This window comes from Halolamina rubra (genome assembly GCF_000739555.1).
Classification (GTDB): domain Archaea; phylum Halobacteriota; class Halobacteria; order Halobacteriales; family Haloferacaceae; genus Halolamina; species Halolamina rubra.
In genome coordinates this window covers 40,958-60,359 of the sequence record NZ_BBJN01000008.1, presented here as the reverse complement: position 1 = coordinate 60,359, position 19,402 = coordinate 40,958, and the positions used below count along the sequence as shown (strand labels likewise).

Annotated in this window: 29 protein-coding genes; 15 read left to right on the top strand and 14 right to left on the bottom strand. The window is 70.1% G+C overall.

Annotated features, from left to right (window positions below; genetic code table 11):
* Positions 1-96: 96 nt before the first annotated feature.
* Complete coding sequence (locus tag ACP95_RS15520) at positions 97-291, bottom strand: hypothetical protein (RefSeq protein ID WP_154018416.1); 195 nt, start codon at positions 289-291, stop codon at positions 97-99.
* 118 nt (positions 292-409) lie between these two features.
* On the opposite strand from ACP95_RS15520, the gene ACP95_RS01840 reads away from it, so the two are divergent.
* The 3 genes from ACP95_RS01840 (at position 410) to ACP95_RS01830 (ending at position 1,482) form a co-directional block, all read left to right on the top strand.
* Positions 410-820, top strand: a complete 411-nt coding sequence (locus ACP95_RS01840; protein ID WP_049979571.1) for an NUDIX hydrolase — start codon at positions 410-412, stop codon at positions 818-820.
* Positions 821-866: 46 nt separating this feature from the next.
* The gene (locus ACP95_RS01835) at positions 867-1,130 is read left to right on the top strand and encodes a ubiquitin-like small modifier protein 1 (protein ID WP_049979570.1); all 264 of its coding nucleotides are present in this window, start codon (positions 867-869) and stop codon (positions 1,128-1,130) included.
* A 67-nt stretch (positions 1,131-1,197) separates the two neighbouring features.
* Positions 1,198-1,482 (top strand): hypothetical protein, encoded by a 285-nt coding sequence (locus ACP95_RS01830; RefSeq protein ID WP_049979569.1) that lies wholly within the window; start codon positions 1,198-1,200, stop codon positions 1,480-1,482.
* Here ACP95_RS01830 and ACP95_RS01825 read toward each other — a convergent pair.
* The 6 genes from ACP95_RS01825 to ACP95_RS01800 form a co-directional block, all read right to left on the bottom strand.
* Positions 1,479-2,633: a nicotinate phosphoribosyltransferase gene (locus tag ACP95_RS01825; protein WP_049979568.1), complete on the bottom strand. Its 1,155-nt coding sequence runs from the start codon at positions 2,631-2,633 to the stop codon at positions 1,479-1,481. The genes ACP95_RS01830 and ACP95_RS01825 overlap by 4 nt on opposite strands.
* Positions 2,634-2,776: 143 nt before the next feature.
* Positions 2,777-3,187: a hypothetical protein gene (locus ACP95_RS15950; RefSeq protein WP_082224532.1), complete on the bottom strand. Its 411-nt coding sequence runs from the start codon at positions 3,185-3,187 to the stop codon at positions 2,777-2,779.
* A gap of 5 nt (positions 3,188-3,192) precedes the next feature.
* On the bottom strand, positions 3,193-4,059 hold the full coding sequence (locus ACP95_RS01815; protein ID WP_049979567.1) for a cytochrome b: 867 nt from the start codon (positions 4,057-4,059) through the stop codon (positions 3,193-3,195).
* 65 nt (positions 4,060-4,124) lie between these two features.
* Positions 4,125-5,039, bottom strand: a complete 915-nt coding sequence (locus ACP95_RS01810) for a YncE family protein (RefSeq protein WP_049979566.1) — start codon at positions 5,037-5,039, stop codon at positions 4,125-4,127.
* A gap of 62 nt (positions 5,040-5,101) precedes the next feature.
* Positions 5,102-6,238 carry an alanine racemase gene (locus ACP95_RS01805; RefSeq protein WP_049979565.1) on the bottom strand — a complete coding sequence of 379 codons (1,137 nt, stop codon included), beginning with the start codon at positions 6,236-6,238 and terminating at the stop codon, positions 5,102-5,104.
* 66 nt (positions 6,239-6,304) lie between these two features.
* The gene (locus tag ACP95_RS01800; protein ID WP_049979564.1) at positions 6,305-6,826 is read right to left on the bottom strand and encodes an archaemetzincin family Zn-dependent metalloprotease; all 522 of its coding nucleotides are present in this window, start codon (positions 6,824-6,826) and stop codon (positions 6,305-6,307) included.
* 38 nt (positions 6,827-6,864) lie between these two features.
* Here ACP95_RS01800 and ACP95_RS01795 point away from each other — a divergent pair, with 38 nt between their 5' ends.
* From ACP95_RS01795 to ACP95_RS01780, 4 genes are all read left to right on the top strand, one after another.
* Positions 6,865-7,299: a UPF0146 family protein gene (locus tag ACP95_RS01795; protein WP_049979563.1), complete on the top strand. Its 435-nt coding sequence runs from the start codon at positions 6,865-6,867 to the stop codon at positions 7,297-7,299.
* Between the two features lie 49 nt (positions 7,300-7,348).
* On the top strand, positions 7,349-8,224 hold the full coding sequence (locus ACP95_RS01790; RefSeq protein ID WP_049979562.1) for a TIGR01548 family HAD-type hydrolase: 876 nt from the start codon (positions 7,349-7,351) through the stop codon (positions 8,222-8,224).
* 70 nt (positions 8,225-8,294) lie between these two features.
* The gene (gene npdG, locus ACP95_RS01785; RefSeq protein WP_049979561.1) at positions 8,295-8,963 is read left to right on the top strand and encodes an NADPH-dependent F420 reductase; all 669 of its coding nucleotides are present in this window, start codon (positions 8,295-8,297) and stop codon (positions 8,961-8,963) included.
* Between the two features lie 97 nt (positions 8,964-9,060).
* Positions 9,061-10,302 (top strand): erythromycin esterase family protein, encoded by a 1,242-nt coding sequence (locus tag ACP95_RS01780; RefSeq protein WP_049979560.1) that lies wholly within the window; start codon positions 9,061-9,063, stop codon positions 10,300-10,302.
* Here the strand turns inward: ACP95_RS01780 and hisE are convergent.
* Genes hisE through ACP95_RS01765 form a run of 3 tightly spaced genes read right to left on the bottom strand, consistent with a single transcriptional unit; the run spans position 10,299 to position 11,455 of the window.
* A complete protein-coding gene (hisE, locus tag ACP95_RS01775) occupies positions 10,299-10,628 on the bottom strand; it encodes a phosphoribosyl-ATP diphosphatase (RefSeq protein WP_049979559.1) in 330 nt (109 codons plus the stop codon). The two genes, ACP95_RS01780 and hisE, sit on opposite strands and share 4 nt — an antisense overlap.
* A complete protein-coding gene (gene pdxT, locus ACP95_RS01770) occupies positions 10,625-11,251 on the bottom strand; it encodes a pyridoxal 5'-phosphate synthase glutaminase subunit PdxT (protein WP_049979558.1) in 627 nt (208 codons plus the stop codon). The genes hisE and pdxT overlap by 4 nt, the downstream gene beginning before the upstream one ends.
* Before the next feature lie 48 nt (positions 11,252-11,299).
* Positions 11,300-11,455: a preprotein translocase subunit Sec61beta gene (locus tag ACP95_RS01765; protein WP_049979557.1), complete on the bottom strand. Its 156-nt coding sequence runs from the start codon at positions 11,453-11,455 to the stop codon at positions 11,300-11,302.
* Positions 11,456-11,743: 288 nt separating this feature from the next.
* Here ACP95_RS01765 and ACP95_RS01760 point away from each other — a divergent pair, with 288 nt between their 5' ends.
* Both ACP95_RS01760 and ACP95_RS01755 read left to right on the top strand, forming a co-directional pair.
* Positions 11,744-12,025 (top strand): thioredoxin domain-containing protein, encoded by a 282-nt coding sequence (locus tag ACP95_RS01760; RefSeq protein WP_049979556.1) that lies wholly within the window; start codon positions 11,744-11,746, stop codon positions 12,023-12,025.
* A gap of 100 nt (positions 12,026-12,125) precedes the next feature.
* On the top strand, positions 12,126-12,275 hold the full coding sequence (locus ACP95_RS01755; RefSeq protein WP_049979555.1) for a 50S ribosomal protein L40e: 150 nt from the start codon (positions 12,126-12,128) through the stop codon (positions 12,273-12,275).
* Between the two features lie 50 nt (positions 12,276-12,325).
* Here ACP95_RS01755 and ACP95_RS01750 read toward each other — a convergent pair whose 3' ends face one another.
* Positions 12,326-12,949, bottom strand: a complete 624-nt coding sequence (locus ACP95_RS01750; protein ID WP_049979554.1) for an MBL fold metallo-hydrolase — start codon at positions 12,947-12,949, stop codon at positions 12,326-12,328.
* A gap of 385 nt (positions 12,950-13,334) precedes the next feature.
* Between ACP95_RS01750 and ACP95_RS01745 the strand changes: the two genes are divergently transcribed.
* From ACP95_RS01745 to citZ, 5 genes are all read left to right on the top strand, one after another.
* A complete protein-coding gene (locus ACP95_RS01745; protein ID WP_049979553.1) occupies positions 13,335-13,508 on the top strand; it encodes a DUF5786 family protein in 174 nt (57 codons plus the stop codon).
* Positions 13,504-14,133 carry an endonuclease dU gene (locus ACP95_RS01740; RefSeq protein ID WP_049979552.1) on the top strand — a complete coding sequence of 210 codons (630 nt, stop codon included), beginning with the start codon at positions 13,504-13,506 and terminating at the stop codon, positions 14,131-14,133. The genes ACP95_RS01745 and ACP95_RS01740 overlap by 5 nt, the downstream gene beginning before the upstream one ends.
* Positions 14,134-14,189: 56 nt before the next feature.
* On the top strand, positions 14,190-14,480 hold the full coding sequence (locus ACP95_RS01735) for a DUF7536 family protein (RefSeq protein ID WP_049979551.1): 291 nt from the start codon (positions 14,190-14,192) through the stop codon (positions 14,478-14,480).
* 29 nt (positions 14,481-14,509) lie between these two features.
* On the top strand, positions 14,510-14,641 hold the full coding sequence (locus tag ACP95_RS16420; protein ID WP_272913159.1) for a hypothetical protein: 132 nt from the start codon (positions 14,510-14,512) through the stop codon (positions 14,639-14,641).
* A gap of 100 nt (positions 14,642-14,741) precedes the next feature.
* Entirely contained in the window at positions 14,742-15,893 is a 1,152-nt protein-coding gene (gene citZ / locus ACP95_RS01730; protein ID WP_049979550.1) for a citrate synthase, read from the top strand.
* 41 nt (positions 15,894-15,934) lie between these two features.
* Here citZ and ACP95_RS01725 read toward each other — a convergent pair whose 3' ends face one another.
* On the bottom strand, positions 15,935-17,113 hold the full coding sequence (locus tag ACP95_RS01725; RefSeq protein ID WP_082224531.1) for an MFS transporter: 1,179 nt from the start codon (positions 17,111-17,113) through the stop codon (positions 15,935-15,937).
* Between the two features lie 65 nt (positions 17,114-17,178).
* Complete coding sequence (locus ACP95_RS01720) at positions 17,179-17,631, bottom strand: hypothetical protein (protein WP_049979548.1); 453 nt, start codon at positions 17,629-17,631, stop codon at positions 17,179-17,181.
* A gap of 87 nt (positions 17,632-17,718) precedes the next feature.
* Here ACP95_RS01720 and ACP95_RS01715 point away from each other — a divergent pair, with 87 nt between their 5' ends.
* Positions 17,719-18,459, top strand: coding sequence for a CPBP family intramembrane glutamic endopeptidase (locus ACP95_RS01715; RefSeq protein ID WP_154018415.1), 741 nt, complete (start codon positions 17,719-17,721; stop codon positions 18,457-18,459).
* Between the two features lie 20 nt (positions 18,460-18,479).
* Here ACP95_RS01715 and ACP95_RS01710 read toward each other — a convergent pair whose 3' ends face one another.
* Entirely contained in the window at positions 18,480-19,313 is an 834-nt protein-coding gene (locus ACP95_RS01710; protein ID WP_049979546.1) for a DUF7388 family protein, read from the bottom strand.
* Positions 19,314-19,402 lie beyond the last annotated feature (89 nt).

The following is a 19,402-nucleotide window of genomic DNA, read 5'->3' as shown; positions in this document are numbered from 1 at the left end:
GCGGGAACGAAGTGAAGTCGTCAATACCGGCGCGAAATTTAACCAACAATGTAACCTATTGACGGCAATTGTTGGTTAATACTTCTCGCGAAACCACTATCCAATCAAGCGATCAAGTAATGAACGACGATTAGTAGCGATCAACTCTCCCAGTTCGGTGGCACGATCCTCAAGCTGCGGTCGCTCCTTCTTCTTTGCCTCTGACGCTTCGTAGAGGTACTCATGTTGTGTTTCCAAGCCTTCGTTCATCTCCACCAATTCTTCAATCGCGGTATCAACAGCAGCCAGCACCGTGGAAGTGACAATGCAACCCCGACTCGACGCTGACGAGTTGGCCAACAAGATCGGGAGCAAACCACAGCAGTAACTGTAAAAGGAATGAACTCTGAACCGTTACGTCAGTCGACCCATGACCAACACGCCCCTCCGCGCCACCATTAGCCTTCGTGGGGTCATCCTCAACCCTGATGACGAGCTCCTCCTCGTCCGCCGAGCGAGCGACAGCGGGTGGGAACTCCCTGGGGGTCGACTCGAACCCGGCGAGGACCCCGTGCCCGGACTTCGACGCGAGATCGACGAGGAGACTGGCCTCGACGTCGCGGTCGACGAGCCGGTCCACACGGTCGCATGGCGCAACGACGCCGGCCGGAACCGGTTCGGCGTGTACTACTGCTGTGCCACGACGGACCGGGACGTCACCCTCAGTGCTGAGCACACGACAGCGGAGTGGACAACCCCCGGCGTGGCGCGGCGACGGCTCAGCGACCCGCAGGCCCGCGGCGTTGAACGCGCGAAGGAGCGTTCAGTATCCACGCTGTAGCGGTCGACCCGCAACCCTCTTTTCCGCCCGCCGCCGACCCGCGGGTATGCAGTGGAAGCTCTTCGCCGATCTCGCCGAGGCCGCCGGCGACCGCACCGTCGCGGTCGACGTCGACGACGACGCGAGTGTCGGCGACGCGCTCGAGGCGCTACTGGCCGCGAAGCCGGCGCTCCGCGACCGGGCGCTGGACGAGGACGGCGAGCTCCGGGGCGACGTGAACCTGCTCAAGAACGGCGAGAGCGTCGACGCGACGGCGCGCGTCGAGGACGGCGACGAACTCGCGCTGTTCCCGCCGGTCAGCGGCGGGTAGCCCGGCTGCGGCGCCGCGCTCGGGAGGCCGGGGTTTCAACACGGCGCCCGACGACGGGGCGCCCGAGATGGCGACAGCCACATTGGTCGCGATCTGGCTCCTCGCGCTCGGCACGCTCGGCGTCGGCGCTACCTTCGCGTTCCGAACCGAGACCGCGATCGCCCTCCAGGAACGAGCCGCTGAGCGGATCAGTTCAGCACCGCCCTCCGAACACCCCGAGCTCTACGACGAGACCGAGGAGCACCGGCTGTGGACGTTCCGGTTCGGCGGGGTCGTGCTCCTGATCGTCGGCTGCCTGCTGCTCGGGGTGGCGGCCTACGGGAACTTCTTCGTCGACTCGTTCCCGCCCTAACTTTCGCGGGGGAAGTCCGTCCGCTCGGCGTCCGTGAGCGCGCGCTCGGCCGCGGCGTCGATGTCGAACTCACGGACCAGTTCGCCGTCGCGGAGCAGCGGCTGCATGAGCGACTCGGCGTCGTCGGGGGCCTCACGGGACCGCAGGCCGACGTGGTGGCCGCCGTCGTCCGTGCGGTAGACGGCTTTCGCGCCCGAGAGCTTGCCGCGCTTGGCGGCCGGCTCGCCGTCGACCGCGACGATGTCGAGCGCGAAGTCGACGGGCTCGGCGTTGCTGACGTAGCCGCCGACGCCGAAGCCGTCGGCAACGTCCCGCAGCTCGCGGATCGACGCCGGGCCGATGCCGCCGCTGACGAACACGTCCACGTCGGCGTGGCCGCGGGCGTCGAGCTCCCACTGCACCTCCCGGACGATGTGTCGGAAGTCGCCCCGTCGGGAGCCAGTCGTGTCCAGCCGGACGCTGTCGAGGTCGTCGCCCAACGTCTCGACGGCCCGCAGGACCTCGTCGACCTCGTCGGAGTACGTGTCACAGAGCGCGACCCGGGGAACGTCGGCGGCGACGGCGTCGTCGAAGGCCTGCCAGGCGTCCTCCTGGTTCCCGCGGCCGAACGCGATCAGCAGCGCGTGGGGCATCGTCCCGCCGGCCTCGCGGTCGAGCACTTCGCCCGCGGCGACGTTGGAGATGCCGTCGAGCCCGCCGACGAGCGCCGACCGCTCGACCATCGCGCCGATCGAGGGGTGGACGTGGCGGGTGCCGAAGCTCAGCACCGTCGACTCCGGCGCCGCCCGGCGGGCCCGGAGCGCGTGGGTCGCGACTGCGGAGGCGTGGGAGAGAAAGCCCAAAAGCGCCGTCTCGTACCGGGCGAACTCGAGGTAGGTCCCCTCGATCCGGAGCACGGGGCCGCCGTCGAACAGCGTCCCCTCCGGGAGCGCGTCGGCGTCGATCGGCAGCCCCTCGAGCAGGTGGGCGGCGTCGCGGAGCCCGGCGAGCAGTTCGAACTCGCCCGTCGGGAACTGGTCGGCCGTGACCTCGGCGACCACGTGGGGGTTTCGCCCCGCGTGCCGCAGGGTCTCGGCCGTTCGGTCGAAGTAGGCGTCCGTCGCGTCGCCTGACTCGATCGCCTCGGGTGGGATGATGTCGAACTCGCTCATGATCTGGGAGTCGCCCCCGACGCCGGCGGGTCGTCCGTGGGCACTCTCTATCCCGTGTGAACAAAAAGTCCTGTCAAACCGCGCGGGCGGAGAGCGAACGGTTTCAGCCGGGCGGTCCGTGTCGCGCGGCGTCGACGGCCGGGCTACTCGGACTCGTCCAACTGCTCGGCCAGCGTCACCGCGTCGGCGGCGACGGTGGTGTAGTCGACGCCGGCCTCGTCGGAGACCAGGCGGATGTGCGAGGCCAGCAACGAGAGCGCCTGCATCCCCTCCTGCTGGGCGTCGTTGGCCTGCTGGGCGAACGTGGAGTCGACCTCCCGGCCGTCGCGGACGACACCGACGTAGAGCGCGGTGGCGTCCTCGGAGAGCAGGTCGCGGGCCTCCGAGACGCGGCGGGCGAACTCGGCGTCTTCACCGCTGCCGGCATTTTCGCCGGCAGCGTGCTCGCCGCTAGCGTCGTGGTCGTCGCCCGCGGCAGCGTGGTCGGTATCGGCGTCGAGGTCGTCGTCGCCGGCGTCGGCCGGCGCGCCGTCCTCGCGAGTGTCGTCGACCACGGGAATCAGTCGTCGGGCCGCGGTCGGGCGACGAACAGCGTCTGGACGATGCTGAACGGGTCGTACACGGACTGGTGGCAGGCGCAGTAGACGCCGTCCTCGCCGCCGAAGGAGGCGGAGGACTCGGCCTGCTTGTACCCCGGCACACAGCAGAAGTGGGTACACTTGTTGAGCCACGCGATGAACCCGTCCTGCGTGCTGGCGCTGAGCCAGTCGACGATCGACTGGTCGGCGTCGGTGTTGCCGTTGGCGATGTCCTCGATGACCGGGCTCCGGAGCACCTGGATCGGGATGGTGTTCTCGGTGTCCTCCGAGCGCCAGCGACCGGTCGCGGGCTTGCCGAGGCCGGCCCGGCCGATCCCGTTGCCCCACTCCTCGTAGTCGTCGAACATGTCGATGTTCAGGCGGTCGCCGCCCTCGACGGCCTCGCTCTGCCAGTCGTAGGCGGGGCCGGAGTCCGAGCGGAAGTAGTTCTCGGACTCGTAGCTCGGGACGATCCCCTGGTAGGACTCGACGCCGCAGTACTGGAACCACTCCGAGGAGTAGGTCTGGCCGCCCATCTCTGTCTCGGCGACCTCGACCGTTCGGCCGCCCTGATCGACCTCCTCGACCTCGGGCCAGACGCCCTTGAGGTACCCTTCGTCGTCGAGTTCGACCGGGATCTGGGGCATCCCGCGCGGCGCGGGGCCCGCGGTGTTCTCGATGGCCATCGCGGTCGTCGACCCACCGCCCGACCCCGGGGACTGGGTCGCGGAGTTGATACCGACCGCGCCGGTCGTCCCGACGGCGGCCAGGCCGGCGCCGCCGACGACGCCCTTGACGAACCGCCGCCGCCCGGATTCGGCGGGATACTTGTCCTCGTCTGCGCTCATGTCCAGTACGTCGGTGCCGCGTTCTCAAAAGCATGGCGAAGCGCCCGAGCGAGCGGGAATGCCCGTCAGTGTTCCCGGTAGGCGATCCCGTCCGGATGGATCCCGGCGTCGAAGCGCTCGACCTCCTCGAACGAGCCCGTGTCGATCACCGACACGTCGTTGGTCTTATTGTTCGCGACGAACGCGCGATCGCCCGACGGCTCGAAGACGATCCCGCCGGGCCAGATCCCGACGGGGATGCGCTTCACCTCCCAGGGGCGGCGCTCGCCGTCGCGGACGAACTCCGTGTCGACGACCGACACGTCGTCGCCCTCGCGGTTGGCCGTCAGCGCGTAGCGCCCCGCGGGGTCGAACACCAGCCGGACCGGCGTCGTCCCGAGCATCGCGGTGCTCGTCTCCTCGAACGTCTCGCCGTCGAGCACGGAGAGCTCGTCGTCGTCCTGGTTCGCGACGAGCAGCTCGCCCGTGTCCGGGTCGACGCCGAACCCCTCCGGCCCCTCGCCGACGGGCGGGTCGGCGACGACGCGGCGCTCGTCGGCGTCGATCACGGTCACCGAGTCGCTCCCGATGTTGGCGACGTACGCCGTCTCCTCCTCGGGGTCGAACGTCACCATGTGGGAGTACTCCTGGTGGGTCGGGAACGTCTCGAGGAGCGCCTCCGTCTCGAGATCGAACACGAACAGCTGGCTGCTGTACGTCGACGCCAGCCAGAGTTCGCCGGCGGACTCCCGGACCGCGAGCCCGTGGGGGAACTCGAACAGCTCGTGCTCGAAGCGGTCCCGGACCTCGCGGGCCTCGTTGTCGAGGAACAGTAGTGAGTTCCCCAGGGAGCAGGTGACGTAGGCCGTGTCGCCGTCGGGGGAGAGCGCGACCTCGTGGGGGTTGAAGTCGGTCTCGACGGTCGCGAGCGTCTCGCCCGTGTCGGCGTCGAGGTAGTCGACGGTGTCCGCGTCCTTGTTGAGTACGATGAGTTCGCCCATAGCTCTGAGTTCGGGCGATAGTGGGTTAATCGCGGGGGTTCCGGTAAGTCGGAGGCGTGAGGTTACCGCACCTTCCCGCGGGCCTGCACCTCCCAGAGGTCCGCGACTTCGCCGTCGCGAACGCCGACGATCAGGTCGTGGAGGTTGATCGTCGTACAGACGTGCGGGACGACGAACTCGAGTCGGTCGCCGACCGCGAACGACTCGTCCGACTCGCTGGTGTCGATCCAGCCGTGCTCCTCGCTGGCGTTGACGTACTCGACGTCGTCGCGGTGTTTCGGCACCGGCATCTGGGGCTTGTCCAACGAGAACGTCTTGCTCCCGCCGTCGACGACGAGGCGGTCGTCGTCGGGCACCGAGATCACCGTCGTCAGCACCGTCGCCGTACAGTCCGCCTTCGACACTTCCCACGGCCGGAGTTCGAGCTCGCCCACGTCGTTGAACGGGTACATCCCGGGGTTGATCTCGGTGACGACGGGGTGGCGCGCGCTGTAGCGGGAGGTCGCCGTGCCGCCGACCTTGACTTCGGGCACCTCGATCCCGGCGGCCTCGATGTCGTCGACGACCGACTGCGCGAGTTCCATCGCCTCCCAGCAGCCCTGCTCGAACTCCCGTTCAGTCGACGCCTCGCTCTTCACGTGGGCGTCGTAGGCGAGGAGCCCGTCGAACGTGAGGGCGTCGGCGTCGGCGATGCGCTGGGCGAGGTCGGGGGCGTCCTCGGGGGCGACGCCGGTGCGGTTGAGCCCCATGTCGACCTCGAGCACCGCGTGGAGGGTGCGGTCGTTGCGCTCGGCGGCGTCTTCGAGCGCGTCGATCGTCGCCGCGGAGTCGACCGTCGTCGCCAGCGCGTCGACCTTGCCGTCGAGCCAGCAGAGCCGGTCGAGTTTGGACTCGCCGACGACCTGATAGGAGAGGTAGATATCGTCGATCCCGTTGCGGGCCATCGTCTCCACCTCGCCGAGCGTCTGACAGCAGATCCCGCTGTCGCCGGTGAGTTCGACCTCGCGAGCGGCCAGCTCCGCGTTCTTGTGTGTCTTCACGTGCGAGCGCAGATCCACGTCGTGCTCGTCGGCGACGGCGGCGTACTCGCGGACGTTGCGCTCCATCGCGTCCACGTCGGCGAGCAGCACCGGCGTCTCGAGGTCGTCGACGGGGTCGCCGAGTCGGGGGCCCATCTCGTCGCTGGTCCAGGTGGTCATGGACGAACGAGCCACCGGAGAACGCATAAACGGGACGGAAGGGGCGAGGGAGTGAACGAGCAGCGACTACCGCAGCATCCGCGAACAGGAGCCACAGAGGTTCTCCTCCTTCACGTCGACCTCGCGCACGGTCGGGGAGAACGACATCACGCATTTGCTGTTGTCGCAGTGTTCCAGCCCGAAGTTGTGGCCCATCTCGTGGACCACCTCCTTCCGGATGCGGTCGGCGAACACCTCCGAGGTGGGTTTGGTGGAGATGCCGCCGTCGGAGGAGGTGTTGAGTCGGTGCGTCGAGATCACGGAGCCGCGGCCGTTGAGGTAGGCGAGCCCGAACACGTAGTTCCGCTGGCGGTAGTAGAGGTCCTCGGTGGTGATGGCGATGTTCTTGTCGCCCTTCCCGGTGTCGCTGGCGACCTCGATGAACCGCTCGGCACGGTACTGGTTCCGCCCGCGGTCGAGCGCGTCGTCGGGGATCGGCTGCTCGTTCCGAACGCCGACGTCGCAGTCGTAGACGGCCCGCAACGCCTCTGACGCCTCGCGCTTGGCGCGGCTCGGGACCGACCCGACTGGAACGATGTCGACGTGCATATGCCACCACACGCCGACGATCAGCATAAACCCTCGGCATGAACAGCCAAACTGACCGTTCAATCGTCCGATGGCTTCGGGGCGCCGACCGGCTGCTGGAGGTCGGCATCGGCGACCGGACCGGCGTCGCGGCCGGTCTCGTCGACGCCGGCGCCGACGTGCGCGCCACCGACGTGCATCCCGTGTCGGTCCCCGAGGGCGTCCGGTTCCGCGTCGAGGACGTGACGGGCGTCGACGAGCCCGACGCGTTCCACCGCGTCGACGTCGTCTACGCGCTCAACTGCCCGCCCGAACTCCACCGCCCGATCGCGGACCTCGCCGAGCGCGTCGGCGCGACGTTCGCGTTCACCACGCTGGGCTACGACGAGCCGTCGATCCCCGTCGAACGCGAGCAGCTGGGCGGCGGCGACGCGCCGCGGGTGACGCTGTACACCGCGACGGCCCGCGGGGACCAGCGCCAGGCCCGTCGCTGACGCCGCCGCGAGTCGCAAACGCCTTTCGCCCCCGGGTCGGAGCGGGGGTATGCACGCGGACGCGGTCGTCCTCGACGTCGACGGCGTGCTCGTCGACGAGTCGGACTCCTACCGGCGGGCGATCATCGAGACGATCGAACGGCGCCACGGCACGACGATCGAGCGCGGGACCGTCCAGCGCTTCAAGGAGGCCGGCGGCTTCAACAACGACTGGGAGCTCACCGACGGCGCGACGCTGTTCGTGCTCGCCCGCGCGGCGGGCTACACGGGCGACGCGGTCGAGTTCACCGACACCATCGCCGCCCGCGAGGACGGCGGCGTCGCGGCCGCCCGCGCGGTCCTGCGCGAGGCCGCGGCCCGGGACGGGTTCGACGCCGACGCCGTCGAGGCCGAGTGGGACCCCGAGGGGATCCGGGAGACGTTCCAGGCGCTCTACCTCGGCGCCGACCTGTTCCGCGAGATCGAGGGCGGCGAGCCGCCGTTCGAGGCGCCCGGCTACATCCACGACGAGCCGGTGATCCTCGAACCCCGGACGGTCGAGGCGCTGCAGTCCCGGTTCTCGGTGGGCGTGCTCACCGGCCGCCCCGAAGCCGAGGCGGAGATCGCGCTGGAGCGCGCCGGCCTCTCCGTGCCCGAGGCGCACCGGTTCACGATGGACGACTGGGCGGAGGGGAAACCCCACCCCCGCGCGCTGACGACGCTCGCGGAGCGCTTCGACGCCGAGTCGGTCGTCTTCGTCGGTGACACGCTGGACGACGTGCGGACGGCCGTGAACGCCGCCGAGGACGATCCGTCACGCAAGTACCACGGCGTCGGCGTCCTGACTGGCGGGCTGACTGGCGAGTCCGGCCGCCGGAAGTACGAGGCCGCGGGCTCGGCGGCGGTGATCGACTCGGTGAACGACCTGCCCGACCTGCTGGACTGACCCTCGCGGCGACGCCCCGGCCGCCTGCCGCTCGCGCAATCCTTACGTCGCGACCGACCGGAGTCACGGTATGGATATCGCGATACTCGGCGGCACGGGCGACATCGGCGAGGGGCTCGCCCTCCGGCTGGCGTACCACACGAACCACGCGGTGCTGATCGGCTCGCGGGACGCCGAGAAGGCCGAGAACAAGGCCGGGGAGTACGAGACCGAACTCGACTCCCGCGGCGTCGAGACGACGATCGACGGCGGGGCCAACGCGGACGTGGCGACGCTCGCGGACGTGGTGATCGTCGCCGTGCCGCCGTACTACGTCACCGACACGATCGAGGCCGTCGCCGCCGACCTCGACGCGGGCGACATCGTCGTCACGCCCGCGACGGGGATGGACCGCGACGACGACGGGTTCCACTACGCGCCGCCGCCCGCGGGCAGCGTCACCGAACACGCCGCGAGCGCGGTGCCCGACGGCGTCGAACTCGTCGGCGCGTTCCACAACCTCGCCGCGGGGCGGCTCGCGAACCTCGACGCCGACCTCGGCGTCGACACGTTCGTCGTCGGCGACGACGATGACGCGAAGGGGATCGTGACCGACATCGCCGAGGGGATCGCGGACCTGCGCGTGCTCGACGCCGGCGGGCTGGGCAACGCCGCCGAGGTGGAGTCGCTCACGCCGCTGCTCATCAACGTGGCCGCGAACAACGACGGGCTGCACGATCTCGGGCTGGAGCTGAAGTAGTCGGCCGAGCGCGCCCCGGGCCCAGTCGACGGACTCGGGCAGCCCGCGTCGGAGTTTTCAGCAGGCTTATGGGCTCCCCATCCGGCGACTGCGTTCCATGTCGAACCCCAACGACGATCTCGTGTCGGCGGTCTCGGCACAGGCCCACGCCTTCCCGGAGTCGGAGTTGCGTCCTGAGGATCTCCCTCCCGGGCTGGCCACCCGGCTCGACGAGGCGTCGGTTATCGGCCTGGGCGAAGCCTCACACGGCACCCAGGAGTTCTTCGACCTGCGGTTCCGGCTGGTCCGGCTGCTCGTCCAGTCGTTCGGCGTCCGCGCGATCGGCTTCGAGGCGGGGTTCGACCCGATGTGTCGGGTCGGCGAACTCGTCGCCGCCGGCGAAGGCGAGATCCGCCCGGCCGTCGAGGAACTCGGCTATCGGCCGTTCAGAACCGAGCCGATGCTGGCAATCCTCGAGTGGCTCCAGTCGTACAACGCCTCGCGGCCGCCCGAGGACCGCGTCCGGATCTACGGGTTCGACACGACCGTCGTCGAGTACGCGAGCAACGGGCTCCGGTCGTTCCTCGAACGGGTCGACGCCGACGTCGACGAGTCCCTGTTCGCGGATCTCGACACCATGACGGCTGGCTACGACGGCGAGGACGAGCGCCAGGCGATGCTCGAGAGCGCACGCCGGGCGCACTCGAGGCTCGCGCCGCTGTTCCGGGACCACGAGGCGGCGTGGGTCGACGCGACCTCGCGCCGGGCGTACGAGGCCGCCAGCCACCGGCTCCACCTCGTCGACGTGCAGCTCGACGCCCACGAGCGCGACCGCGAGGGTCGGATGGCACTCAGAGACGAGGCGATGGCCGAGAACGCCGAGTGGATCCAGGCGCGCACGGACGGCCCGATCATCGTCTGGGGCGCCAACGGCCACCTCGGCCGCGGTAGACACGTCCTCGAGGAGTGGGACGTGGACGTGCCGTCGATGGGCGAGTGGCTCGCCGAGTCCTACGGCGACGGGTACTGTTCGATCGGGCTCGAGACCGCGACCGGGGCGGTCGCCGCGAAAGATTTCTCGGCCGGCGAGGTCGTCGACTACCCCATCCCCGACCCGCCGGCGGGGTCGATTCCGGCCGTGCTCGGACAGGTGGACGATCCGGTGTTCTGGCTGCGCGTCGACGCCGGACAGGACGATCCGGCGATCCGGGAGTGGCTACGGAGCGAGCCACGGCGACACAACATCTGGGGCGGCCACCCCGAGGGCGACAACCCGGTTCGGTACAGCGACTGTTCCCGCGGCGAGTTCGACTGGCTCCTCTTCGTGCGGGAGACGACGCCGCTGGTCCACCTGGACTAGAACCGCGCTTCGAGCTCTTCGCGCAGGTCGTCGGGGCCCATCTCCTTCATCGAGAGCAGCACCAGCAGGTGGTAGAGGAAGTCCGCGCTCTCGGCGGCCAGCTCCTCGCGGTCGTCGTCCTTCGCGGCGAGGATCAGCTCCGTCGACTCCTCGCCCAGCTTCTCGAGCACCGCGTTCTCCCCCTTCTCGTGGGTGAACAGCGAGGCGGTGTAGCTGTCCTCCGGCAGGTCGCGCTTGCGCTGCTCGATCGTCTCGAACAGGGCGTCGATGGTGTCGGCATCGAGTTCCGCCTCGGGGTCGGCGCCCTCGGACTTGGGATCGCTCACTGGCCGCTCACCTCGACGGTCTCGAAGAACGCGAGATCGTGGATCCGCGAGTCAGACGTGAGTTCGGGGTGGAACGAGGTGCCGACGACGGGGCCCTGTCGGACCGCGACGGGGTCGCCGTCCCAGCGCGCGAGCACCTCGACCGCGTCGCCGTCGTTGATCGGCGCGCCCGAGCCGTCGCCGACCTCGTCGATGAGGGGGGCGCGGATGAACACCGCCGGGAACGGCGAGTCGAGCCCCTCGACGTCCAGCGGCGCCTCGAAGGAGTCTTTCTGTCGGCCGAACGCGTTGCGGTCGACGGTCACGTCGATCAGGTCGAGCGTGTCGACGCGCTCGTCCTTCGCGTCGGTCGAGGCGACGATGAGGCCCGCACACGTCGCGAGCACGGGCTTGCCCGCGGCGACGTGGTCGCGGATCTCCTCGTCGATCCCCTCGCGGGCGAGTAGCCGGGAGATAGCCGTCGACTCGCCGCCGGGCATGAGGAGCACGTCACAGTCCGGGACGGTGCCGGCCTGCCGGATCTCGACCACCTCGGCCGTCTCGCCGTGGGCCTCGGCGGCGCGCTGGATGGCGGCGGCGTGTTCGCTCACGTCGCCCTGGACCGCGATGACGCCTGCTTGCATGGGTGGAGGTGGGTGGGCGGCGCGCAAAAAGGGTGCGTTCGACCCGGGCTACAGCGCGCGCAGGACGAGGACGACGACGCCGAACAGCATTCCCGCGGCGACGACGGTGCGCGGGTCCATTCGGATGGCGTTGCGGTCCTCGGCGTCGAAGTAGCGGACCAGCCCCGCGCTGGACATCAGTCCGCCGCTGTCGCTTCCGCTCATACACCCACCTCGTGACGTGAAGCGCCTAAACCTTCCGGAAGCGAGGTGGGAAAACGTCGCGACCGCAGGGAGCGACGGGAAACCACCTCGAAGGCGAGCGGGGAGCGAACGCGACCCGCGAGCAGCAGCGAGATCGGGAAACGTGAGGGAGTGAAACGACCGAACGGCAAACGCCGACGGCGGAGCCGTGAGCAACGGCCGAAACCGGAAACGAGGGGGTCGCGAACGATGCCCCAGTACCGGGTGGGAAACCCTTATGCGCTGTCACGGCCAACTCCGGGGCACGCTATGACTGTCCGACTGAAGGATTTCTACGCCGACTGGTGTGGCCCGTGTAAGACCCAGGATCCGATCCTCGAGGAGCTCGAGGAGGAGTTCGCCGACGTCGAGTTCGAGAAGATCGACGTCGACTCCGACCAGGAGACGGCCAACGAGTACTCCGTCCGCTCGCTCCCGACGCTGGTGATCGAGAACGACGACGGCGTCGTCGAGCGCTTCGTCGGCGTCACCCAGCGCGACGACCTCGAGGAGGCGATCAACCGGGCCCAGCAGGGCCAGCAGGCCGCCTGACCCACCCGCGATTTCTCTCCGTTTTCCCCGCCAGTGAGCGGCGGCGCCGTCGTTCGGCCCGAAAGTAAGGGTTAAACGCCCGCCGAGAGAACCGGGAGGTATGGCTAAGTTCGAAGAAGCGGAGGAGCGCATCCTGAACAAACAGATCTGCATGCGCTGTAACGCTCGGAACCCCCAGCGCGCCAAGCACTGCCGGAAGTGCGGCTACGGGAAGCTCCGCCCGAAGGCGAAGGAACCGCGCTCGGCCTGATCTCGGCTCGCCCTTTTCGCACACTCCACTCCGAAAGCGGCGCCGCCGGCCTACTCCTCGGGGTACTTCGGCTCCCGGCGCTCGGCCCGTTCGAGCGCGCGCTCGATCACGTCCCGGACTGACTCCGTCGCTGACGCCTCGAACGGGTCGCCGTGGCCGGCGTACAGCCCCGTCACCGACTCCGGTAGGCGGTCGAGGATCGCCCGCAGGCTCTCGATCAGGCGCTCGCGGTCGCCGGTGGCGTGGTCGGTCCGGCCGAAGCTGCCGTCGTCGAACGCCCCGTCGTTGTACACCACCACGTCGCCGCTGAACAGCGCCGTCTCGCCGACGAACGCGACGTGGTCCGAGGCGTGGCCCGGCGTGTACACGACTTCGGTGGTCTCGTCGCCGATCTGGACCGCGTCGCCGTCGTCGATCGCGCGGGTCCGCCGCGGGTGGTCGTCGTAGGCGAACAGCTCGGCGTCGAACGCGTCGAGCACCGCGTCGAGCTGCTCGACGTGGTCGCCGTGCTGGTGGGTGAGGACGACGCGGTCGACCTCGTCGACGTGCTCTCGGATCTCGTCGACGACGCCCGGCATCGCGCCGGCGTCGACAAGCGTCGTGACCTCGCCGTCGACGAGGTAGGCGTTGCAGGTGAACCGCTCGGCGTCGGCGGTGACGTTGACGGGGCTCATGGGTGTGCGTTCGCGGGAGATGGGTAAAACGGCGGCGGCAGCGGACGCCGGCAACGGACAGCCGGCGTCGGCGACGGCGGATGCCGGAACCGATCAACCGGCATCGGCGGCAGCGGACGCCGATACCGAGCAACCGGCAGCGTCGACGGTCGCCACCAGTACCGATCAGCCGGCACCTACAGGAGCGCCGCGGGGTTACCATCGCCCTATGGCTGTGTCTGCGAACGGGGGCGATCGGCCGCCCGAGATCCCGCCAGTAGGCGGCGGCAATCGACAGACGCCGGCGAGGGATGCGGAAACCGGCGATCCGCGACACCCGTGCGGTATGGTACCAACACCTACCGCCCAAGCGTTTAACCCGTGGGAGCCACAAGATTGACGTGTAATGGGCTTCGGGAGCTACGATGAATCCGAGCAGGAGAATCAGCAGCTCGACATGAACGACGGCGACGACGCGGTCGACGCCGACGGCGGGGCCCACGAGGGCTCCGTCGAGTTCGACAACGGAGCCTCCAACGACGAGCTCCTGGATCGCTTGGAGGAGATCAAGGACGATTAAGGCGGGCCAGCGCGCGCTCGGGGTGGCGTTCTCCGACGCCGAGTCCGTCGCCACCTGTGCCGGCGCCGTCGTGCGCGCCGACCGGGTCGTCGACGGGCTCGCCTACGAGCGCTGTACCGTCGGCGGCGACGACGCGACCGACGCGGTCGTCGCACTCGTCGAACGTATCGACAGACCAGACGTCTCCGCCCTCCTGCTCGCGGGGGTCGCCCCCGCGTGGTTCAACGTTCTCGACCTGCCCCGAATCCACGAGGAGACGGGGCTCCCTACGCTCGCCGTCTCCTTCGAAGCCAGCCCCGGGCTCGCCCCCGCGATCCGGGCGCAGTTCGACGGCGCCGACCGGGCGTGGCGCCTCGACACCTACGAGTCGCTGCCACCGCGGCGGTCGCTCTCGGTCAACGACGAACGGCTGTTCTTGCGCGCCCTCGGCGTCGACGCACCCGTCGCCGACGCTGCCGACACGGATCCCGCGGATTCCGGTGCCGCCCCGCCACTGGCGCCGAACTGCGAGGCGGCCCAGCTCGTCCGCGGGTTCACGCCCGAAGGCGGCCGACCCAAACCGCTCCGGGTGGCCCGGATCGCTGCGCGGGCCGGTCGTGAACTCGGTGCGCGCCTGACCGAGTGACAGCGTCGGCGAGCCGGAGCGACGCCGATAAACCCCGGCGCGACCAACCGCCGCTAATGAGCGAGGAACCGTCCGAGCCGTCGGTCGCGCCGCTTTTGGAGGCGCTGTCGGTGCGGCGCAACGCCGCCGTCGGCGCCGCGACGGGCGTGGCGCTGGCCGTGCTGGCGTACGTGTTCCGCCTCGGCCGCGCTGCGGGCCCGTTCGCGGGTACGCGCGAGTTCCCGATCCTCGGGGAGACGGGCTGGTTTCTGCTGCTCTCCGTCGTGCTCGCCAGCGCCGCGGCGCTGCTAGTGACGACGCTGCTGACGCTGGTCTCGCTGGTGCGACTCGTCCACGAGGAGGCGTAGCGACCCGGCTCTCGCGGCGGTCGACTGCGGTGTCGACGACAGACAGCGAGGCGGTCGACGAGGAGCTCCGTAGTGGCTTCCGTCCCGGACTGCAGCCCCCGCTGCTGGGTGGGTCGGACGCCACGCCGGACGCCGAAACGTCACGACGCAGCCGGTCGTGAGGCGAGAGTTATCGGCCGACGGGGGCGTCCGACGGGAGATCCCCAACCTCATCGCCCGGAACGGCAACGCTTTTTCGTCGACCCGTCCAACCCTTAGCCTATGTCAGGAGAGGTTCAGAAAGGCCTGGAAGGTGTCGTCGTCGCCGAGTCACAGCTCAGCTACATCAACGGGGACGAGGGGCGGCTGATCTATCGCGGCCACGACATCGAGACGCTGGCGGCAGAGGCGACCTACGAGGAGGTGCTCTACCTGCTCTGGCACGGCTCGCTCCCGACAGAGTCCGAGCTCGACTCGTTCACGACGACGATGGCCGAAGAGCGCGCCGTCGACGACGAGGTGCTGGCGACGCTCGCGGATCTCGCCGCCGCCGACGAGGAGCCGATGGCCGCGCTCCGGACCGCGACGTCGATGCTGTCGGCCAGCGACCCCGAGCCCGACGCCGACCCCGACGACCAGGCCGCGACCCTCCGACAGGGCCGGCGCATCACCGCGAAGATCCCGACGATCCTCGCCGCCTACCAGCGCCTGCGCGACGGCGAGGAGCCCCTGGCGCCGAAGGAGGAGCTGAGCCACGCCGGGAACTTCCTCTACATGCTCACCGGCGAGGAGCCCGACGCCGTCGCCGAGGAGACGCTGGACATGGCGCTGATCCTCCACGCCGACCACGGGCTCAACGCCTCGACGTTCGCGTCCATGGTGATCGCCTCCACGCTCGCGGACACGTACGCCGCGGTCACCGGCGGCGTCGGCGCGCTCTCGGGTCCGCTCCACGGCGGCGCGAACCAGGACGTGATGGAGACGCTGCTGGAGGTCGAGGACTCCTCGAAGGACCCGGTTCAGTGGGTCAAAGACGCCATCGACGCCGGCCGGAAGATCCCCGGCTTCGGCCACCGCGTCTACAACGTGAAGGACCCGCGGGCGGTGATCCTCGAGGAGAAGTCCCGGGAGCTCGGCGACGCCTCCGGCGAGCGCAAGTGGTACGACCACGCCAACGACATCGAGCAGTACCTCGTCGAGGAGGCCGGCTTCGCGGAGAAGGGGCTCGCGCCCAACGTCGACTTCTACTCCGGGACCGTGTACTACCAGCTCGGCATCCCCGTCGACATGTTCACGCCCATCTTCGCGATGAGCCGCGTCGGCGGCTGGGTCGCCCACGTGATCGAGCAGCTCGAGGACAACCGCATCTTCCGACCGCGGGCGAAGTACACCGGCGCGAAGGAGGCGGAGTGGACGCCGGTCGACGACCGCTGACGCAGACGCTGTAACGACCTTACGACCGCGACTTCTCCCCGTTACTCCCGCCCGCGCAGCACGATCACCGCGCTACTGAGAAGCAGGCAGCCCACCAGCCCCGTGAACGCGGTGTCGTAGTCGACGTACTGCGCGACGACGCCGACGTAGGTCGCGCCCAGCGAGCCGATTCCGATGTAGACGCTGCGCATCGCGCCCAGGTCGCCGCCCATGCTGTCGCCCGGGAACGAGTCCATCAGGTACGCCTGCATCACCGGCGGGTACGCCAGCAGCCCCGCGGCGAACACGCCGACCGCGAGCAGCGTCGCCGCGGGCGTCGACGCCAGCACGAGGCCGACCAGTGCGACCGCTGCGACGACCAACACGCCCGGGGCGAGCAGCCCCCGCGGGACGCGGTCGCCGAGCCCCCCGGCGACCGGCTTCGCGACGGCGCCGACGACGAACAGCAGTGCGAAGGAGGCGTTCGCGACGACCGGCGAGAGCTCCTTCGCCCGGAGATACGTCGGGAGGAAGCCCGTCGCCGACTGCCAGGTGAACGCGTACAGCGCGTAGGCGAACAGCAGCCAGCGCAGCCGCGGGACGCCGAGGATCCGTCGGAACGTGTCGCCGACCGCGAGGTCGACCTTCGCGAGCTCGTACCCCTCGTTACTCCAGACGTGGAGCAGGAGCGCGATCAGCAGCAGCGCGATCGCGATCGGGGCGAACGCCGCCCGCCACGTCGCCACCGCGAGCACGACCGTCCCGATCCCGGCGGCCAGGATCCCGCCAACGTCGCCCGAACCCGTGTGGAGGCCGAACGCGCGGCCGCGCTTGGTCACGAAGAGGTCCGACACCATCCCCCGGGCCGGCGTGGGATAGAGCCCGACGCCGACGCCGATGACGACCGCGCCGAACAGGAAGGCGAGATACGTCGGCGCCGCCGAGAGGGTGAGGAAGCCGACCGCCGCCAGCGATAGGCCGGCGACGAGCAGCGTCGTCCGGGAGAGCCGGTCCGAGAGCCGGCCGCTGGGGTACTGGAGGATCGCGTACGTCCCCCAGACGACCGTGATCGCGAAGCCGGCGGCGCCGCTGGAGATCTGCAGGTCGCCCGCGATCGCGGTCAGCAGCGGGGAGATGCTCAGTCGGCCGGCCTGCAGCAGCGCCCACCCTAACGAGATGACGAGCAGCAGCCGCCCCGAGTAGCCACGGAACAGGCGCTCCTCGTCGGTCGAGTGACTCACTGGTCTCACTCCCGACGCCGACGTACTTGAACGCCGTCGTTCCGGCCGTTCTCCCCCCTACCCCGCTACGTCGGGTCGTAGCGGTAGCGTCGGGTGGGGTCGCCGCGGAACCGCGGCCCGGACCCCGCGGCGTCGAACCCCACAGCCTCGACGGCCAGCCGCATCGCGTCGTCGCCCTCGCGGAGCACTACCTCGACCGGCAGCCCCGCCCCGCGAGCGAACGCGATCGGCTCCGCGAGCAGGCGCTCGCAGGCGTCGCTGTCGCCGCCGAATTGGGTGACGAACACGGCGTCCTCGCGGGCGTCGAAGCTCACAAACCCGCGCAGATCGGGCTCGTCATCGGTCGCCGCAGGCTTGCCGTCGGCGCCGGTCGCCTCGCCGCCGTCCGCGCTCTCGCTGTCGCCGACCAGCACCCGGACGCTCCGCTCGTGGACGACGTTCCGGAGCACCGGCTCCGGGGCGTCGGTCAGGGCAGCCATCGCCGGCGCGTCGCGCTCGACGGCGTCGCGGACCTCCATTCGGTCGTCCGTTCCGTCCGCGCGGGCTTAAACGCCGGGGGCGAGACGGTCGCGAGATTCATGTCGGCGCCGAACGAGTACTCGGCCGTGTCCGAGGCACCCGGCCGTCCGATCGCGCTCGTGATCGCGCTGACCCTCGCCGTCGGCGGGCTCGTCGTCAGCACCGTCACCGGGCTGGTCGGCACCCTGCTCGGCGCGCTGGTCGGCGCGGGCACGAACCCCGACGCCGCGGTCCCCGCGCTGGTCGGCGTGCTGCTCGTGACCGCGGAGGCGGGGTTCGTCGTCGTCGGCTACGCGTTCCGGCAGACCGACGACGGCGCGGAGATCGTCGTCGACTGGATCGGTCGCCACCGGTCGAAGCTCCGGGACGCCGCGCTTGTCGTCGGCGCGACCGTGGGGCTGGTCGCGTTCAACCGCACGGCGTTCGCGGTGGGCGAACTGCTCGGCGTCGATCCCGTGACCGCCGTCTCGGCGCCCGAGGAGCTCTCGGTCGCGGTGCTGGCGGTGCTGCTGCCGGCGATGCTGCTCGTGGTCGGGCCAGCCGAGGAGTACCTGTTCCGCGGCGTCGTCCAGGGGTACCTCCGTCGGTCGTTCTCCGCCTGGGGTGCCGTCGGCTGGAGCGCGCTGCTGTTCGCGCTCGTCCACCTGCCGAACCTCGTCTCGGCCCCCGAGGCGGGGGTCGTCTCGATCCCGGTCTGGCTGACGATCGGCGTCGTGCTCGGCTGGCTGTACGAGCGGACGGGCGCGCTGCTGGTGCCGGTGCTGGTCCACGGGCTCTACAACGCGGCCGTGCTCACGCTGCTGTTCGCGGAGCTGGGTATCGTCTAAAAGGCGGCAAGGAAGCGGGCTCAGTCCAGCAGCTCGTCCAGCCCGCGGGCGGGGTAGCCGACGACCTCATCGACGCCGGCGCCGTGGAGCCCCTCGACCCGGCCCCGGACCGTCGCCTCGTCGCCGACGATCGCGAAGTCCTTGCTGGCGGCGAGCAGCACCTCGCGGGCGCGGCCGGTCGCCGACGAGTCGGTCTCGCAGTCGTCCGGGAGCGCGCGGCGAACGGGGCCGCGTCGGGAGACGTACGCGCCGACGGCGTCGAGGATCTCGTCCTCGGCGTCGGTCAGCACGGTGGGGGCGTACACCGCGAGCTCGCCGTCGAAGCCGGCCGCCCGCAGCGCGCGGGCGTCGCGCTCGGTCGAGCGCGAGAGCAGTTCGAACTGGGTCGCGCCGGTCGCGAGCGCGATCCGCTCGACGCCCTCGGTGCCGACCCAGGCGTCTGGGTGCTGCTCGCGCCCCTCGCCCAGTCGCGGCGCGATGGCGCGCTGGCTCTCCTCCTCGGAGAGGTAGGCGCCGTGGCCGGCGACGAGCACCCGCCCGACGCCCTCGGGGATCGACGCCGACAGCGAGTCGTCGCCCAGCGGGTCGAGCCCGTCGGCGCGTACGGGCGTCGTGACCCGGACCGTCGCGGTCTCGGCGAGCGCCCGGAGCGTGTCGGTGTCCGGGAACGTCTCGCGACCCTCGTAGTCGACGACGAGCGTCGACGCCGGGAGGTCCGCCGCGCGGGCGAGGTCGACCTCCGCGGGCTTGAGCGCGACGGCGTCGATGCCGACACGTGGGAACGGCCCGACACTGTCGTCGCTCGTGGTTCGCTGGCTGGCGCTGTCGGGCGTGGTGGTGTCGGGCGTGTTCATAGCGAGAGCTCCTGGGTACTGCGGTGGCTGTACGAGAACTGCGCGGATCTAGAATCGCGGAACGCGATCCATCGCCTGTGCGGCCATGC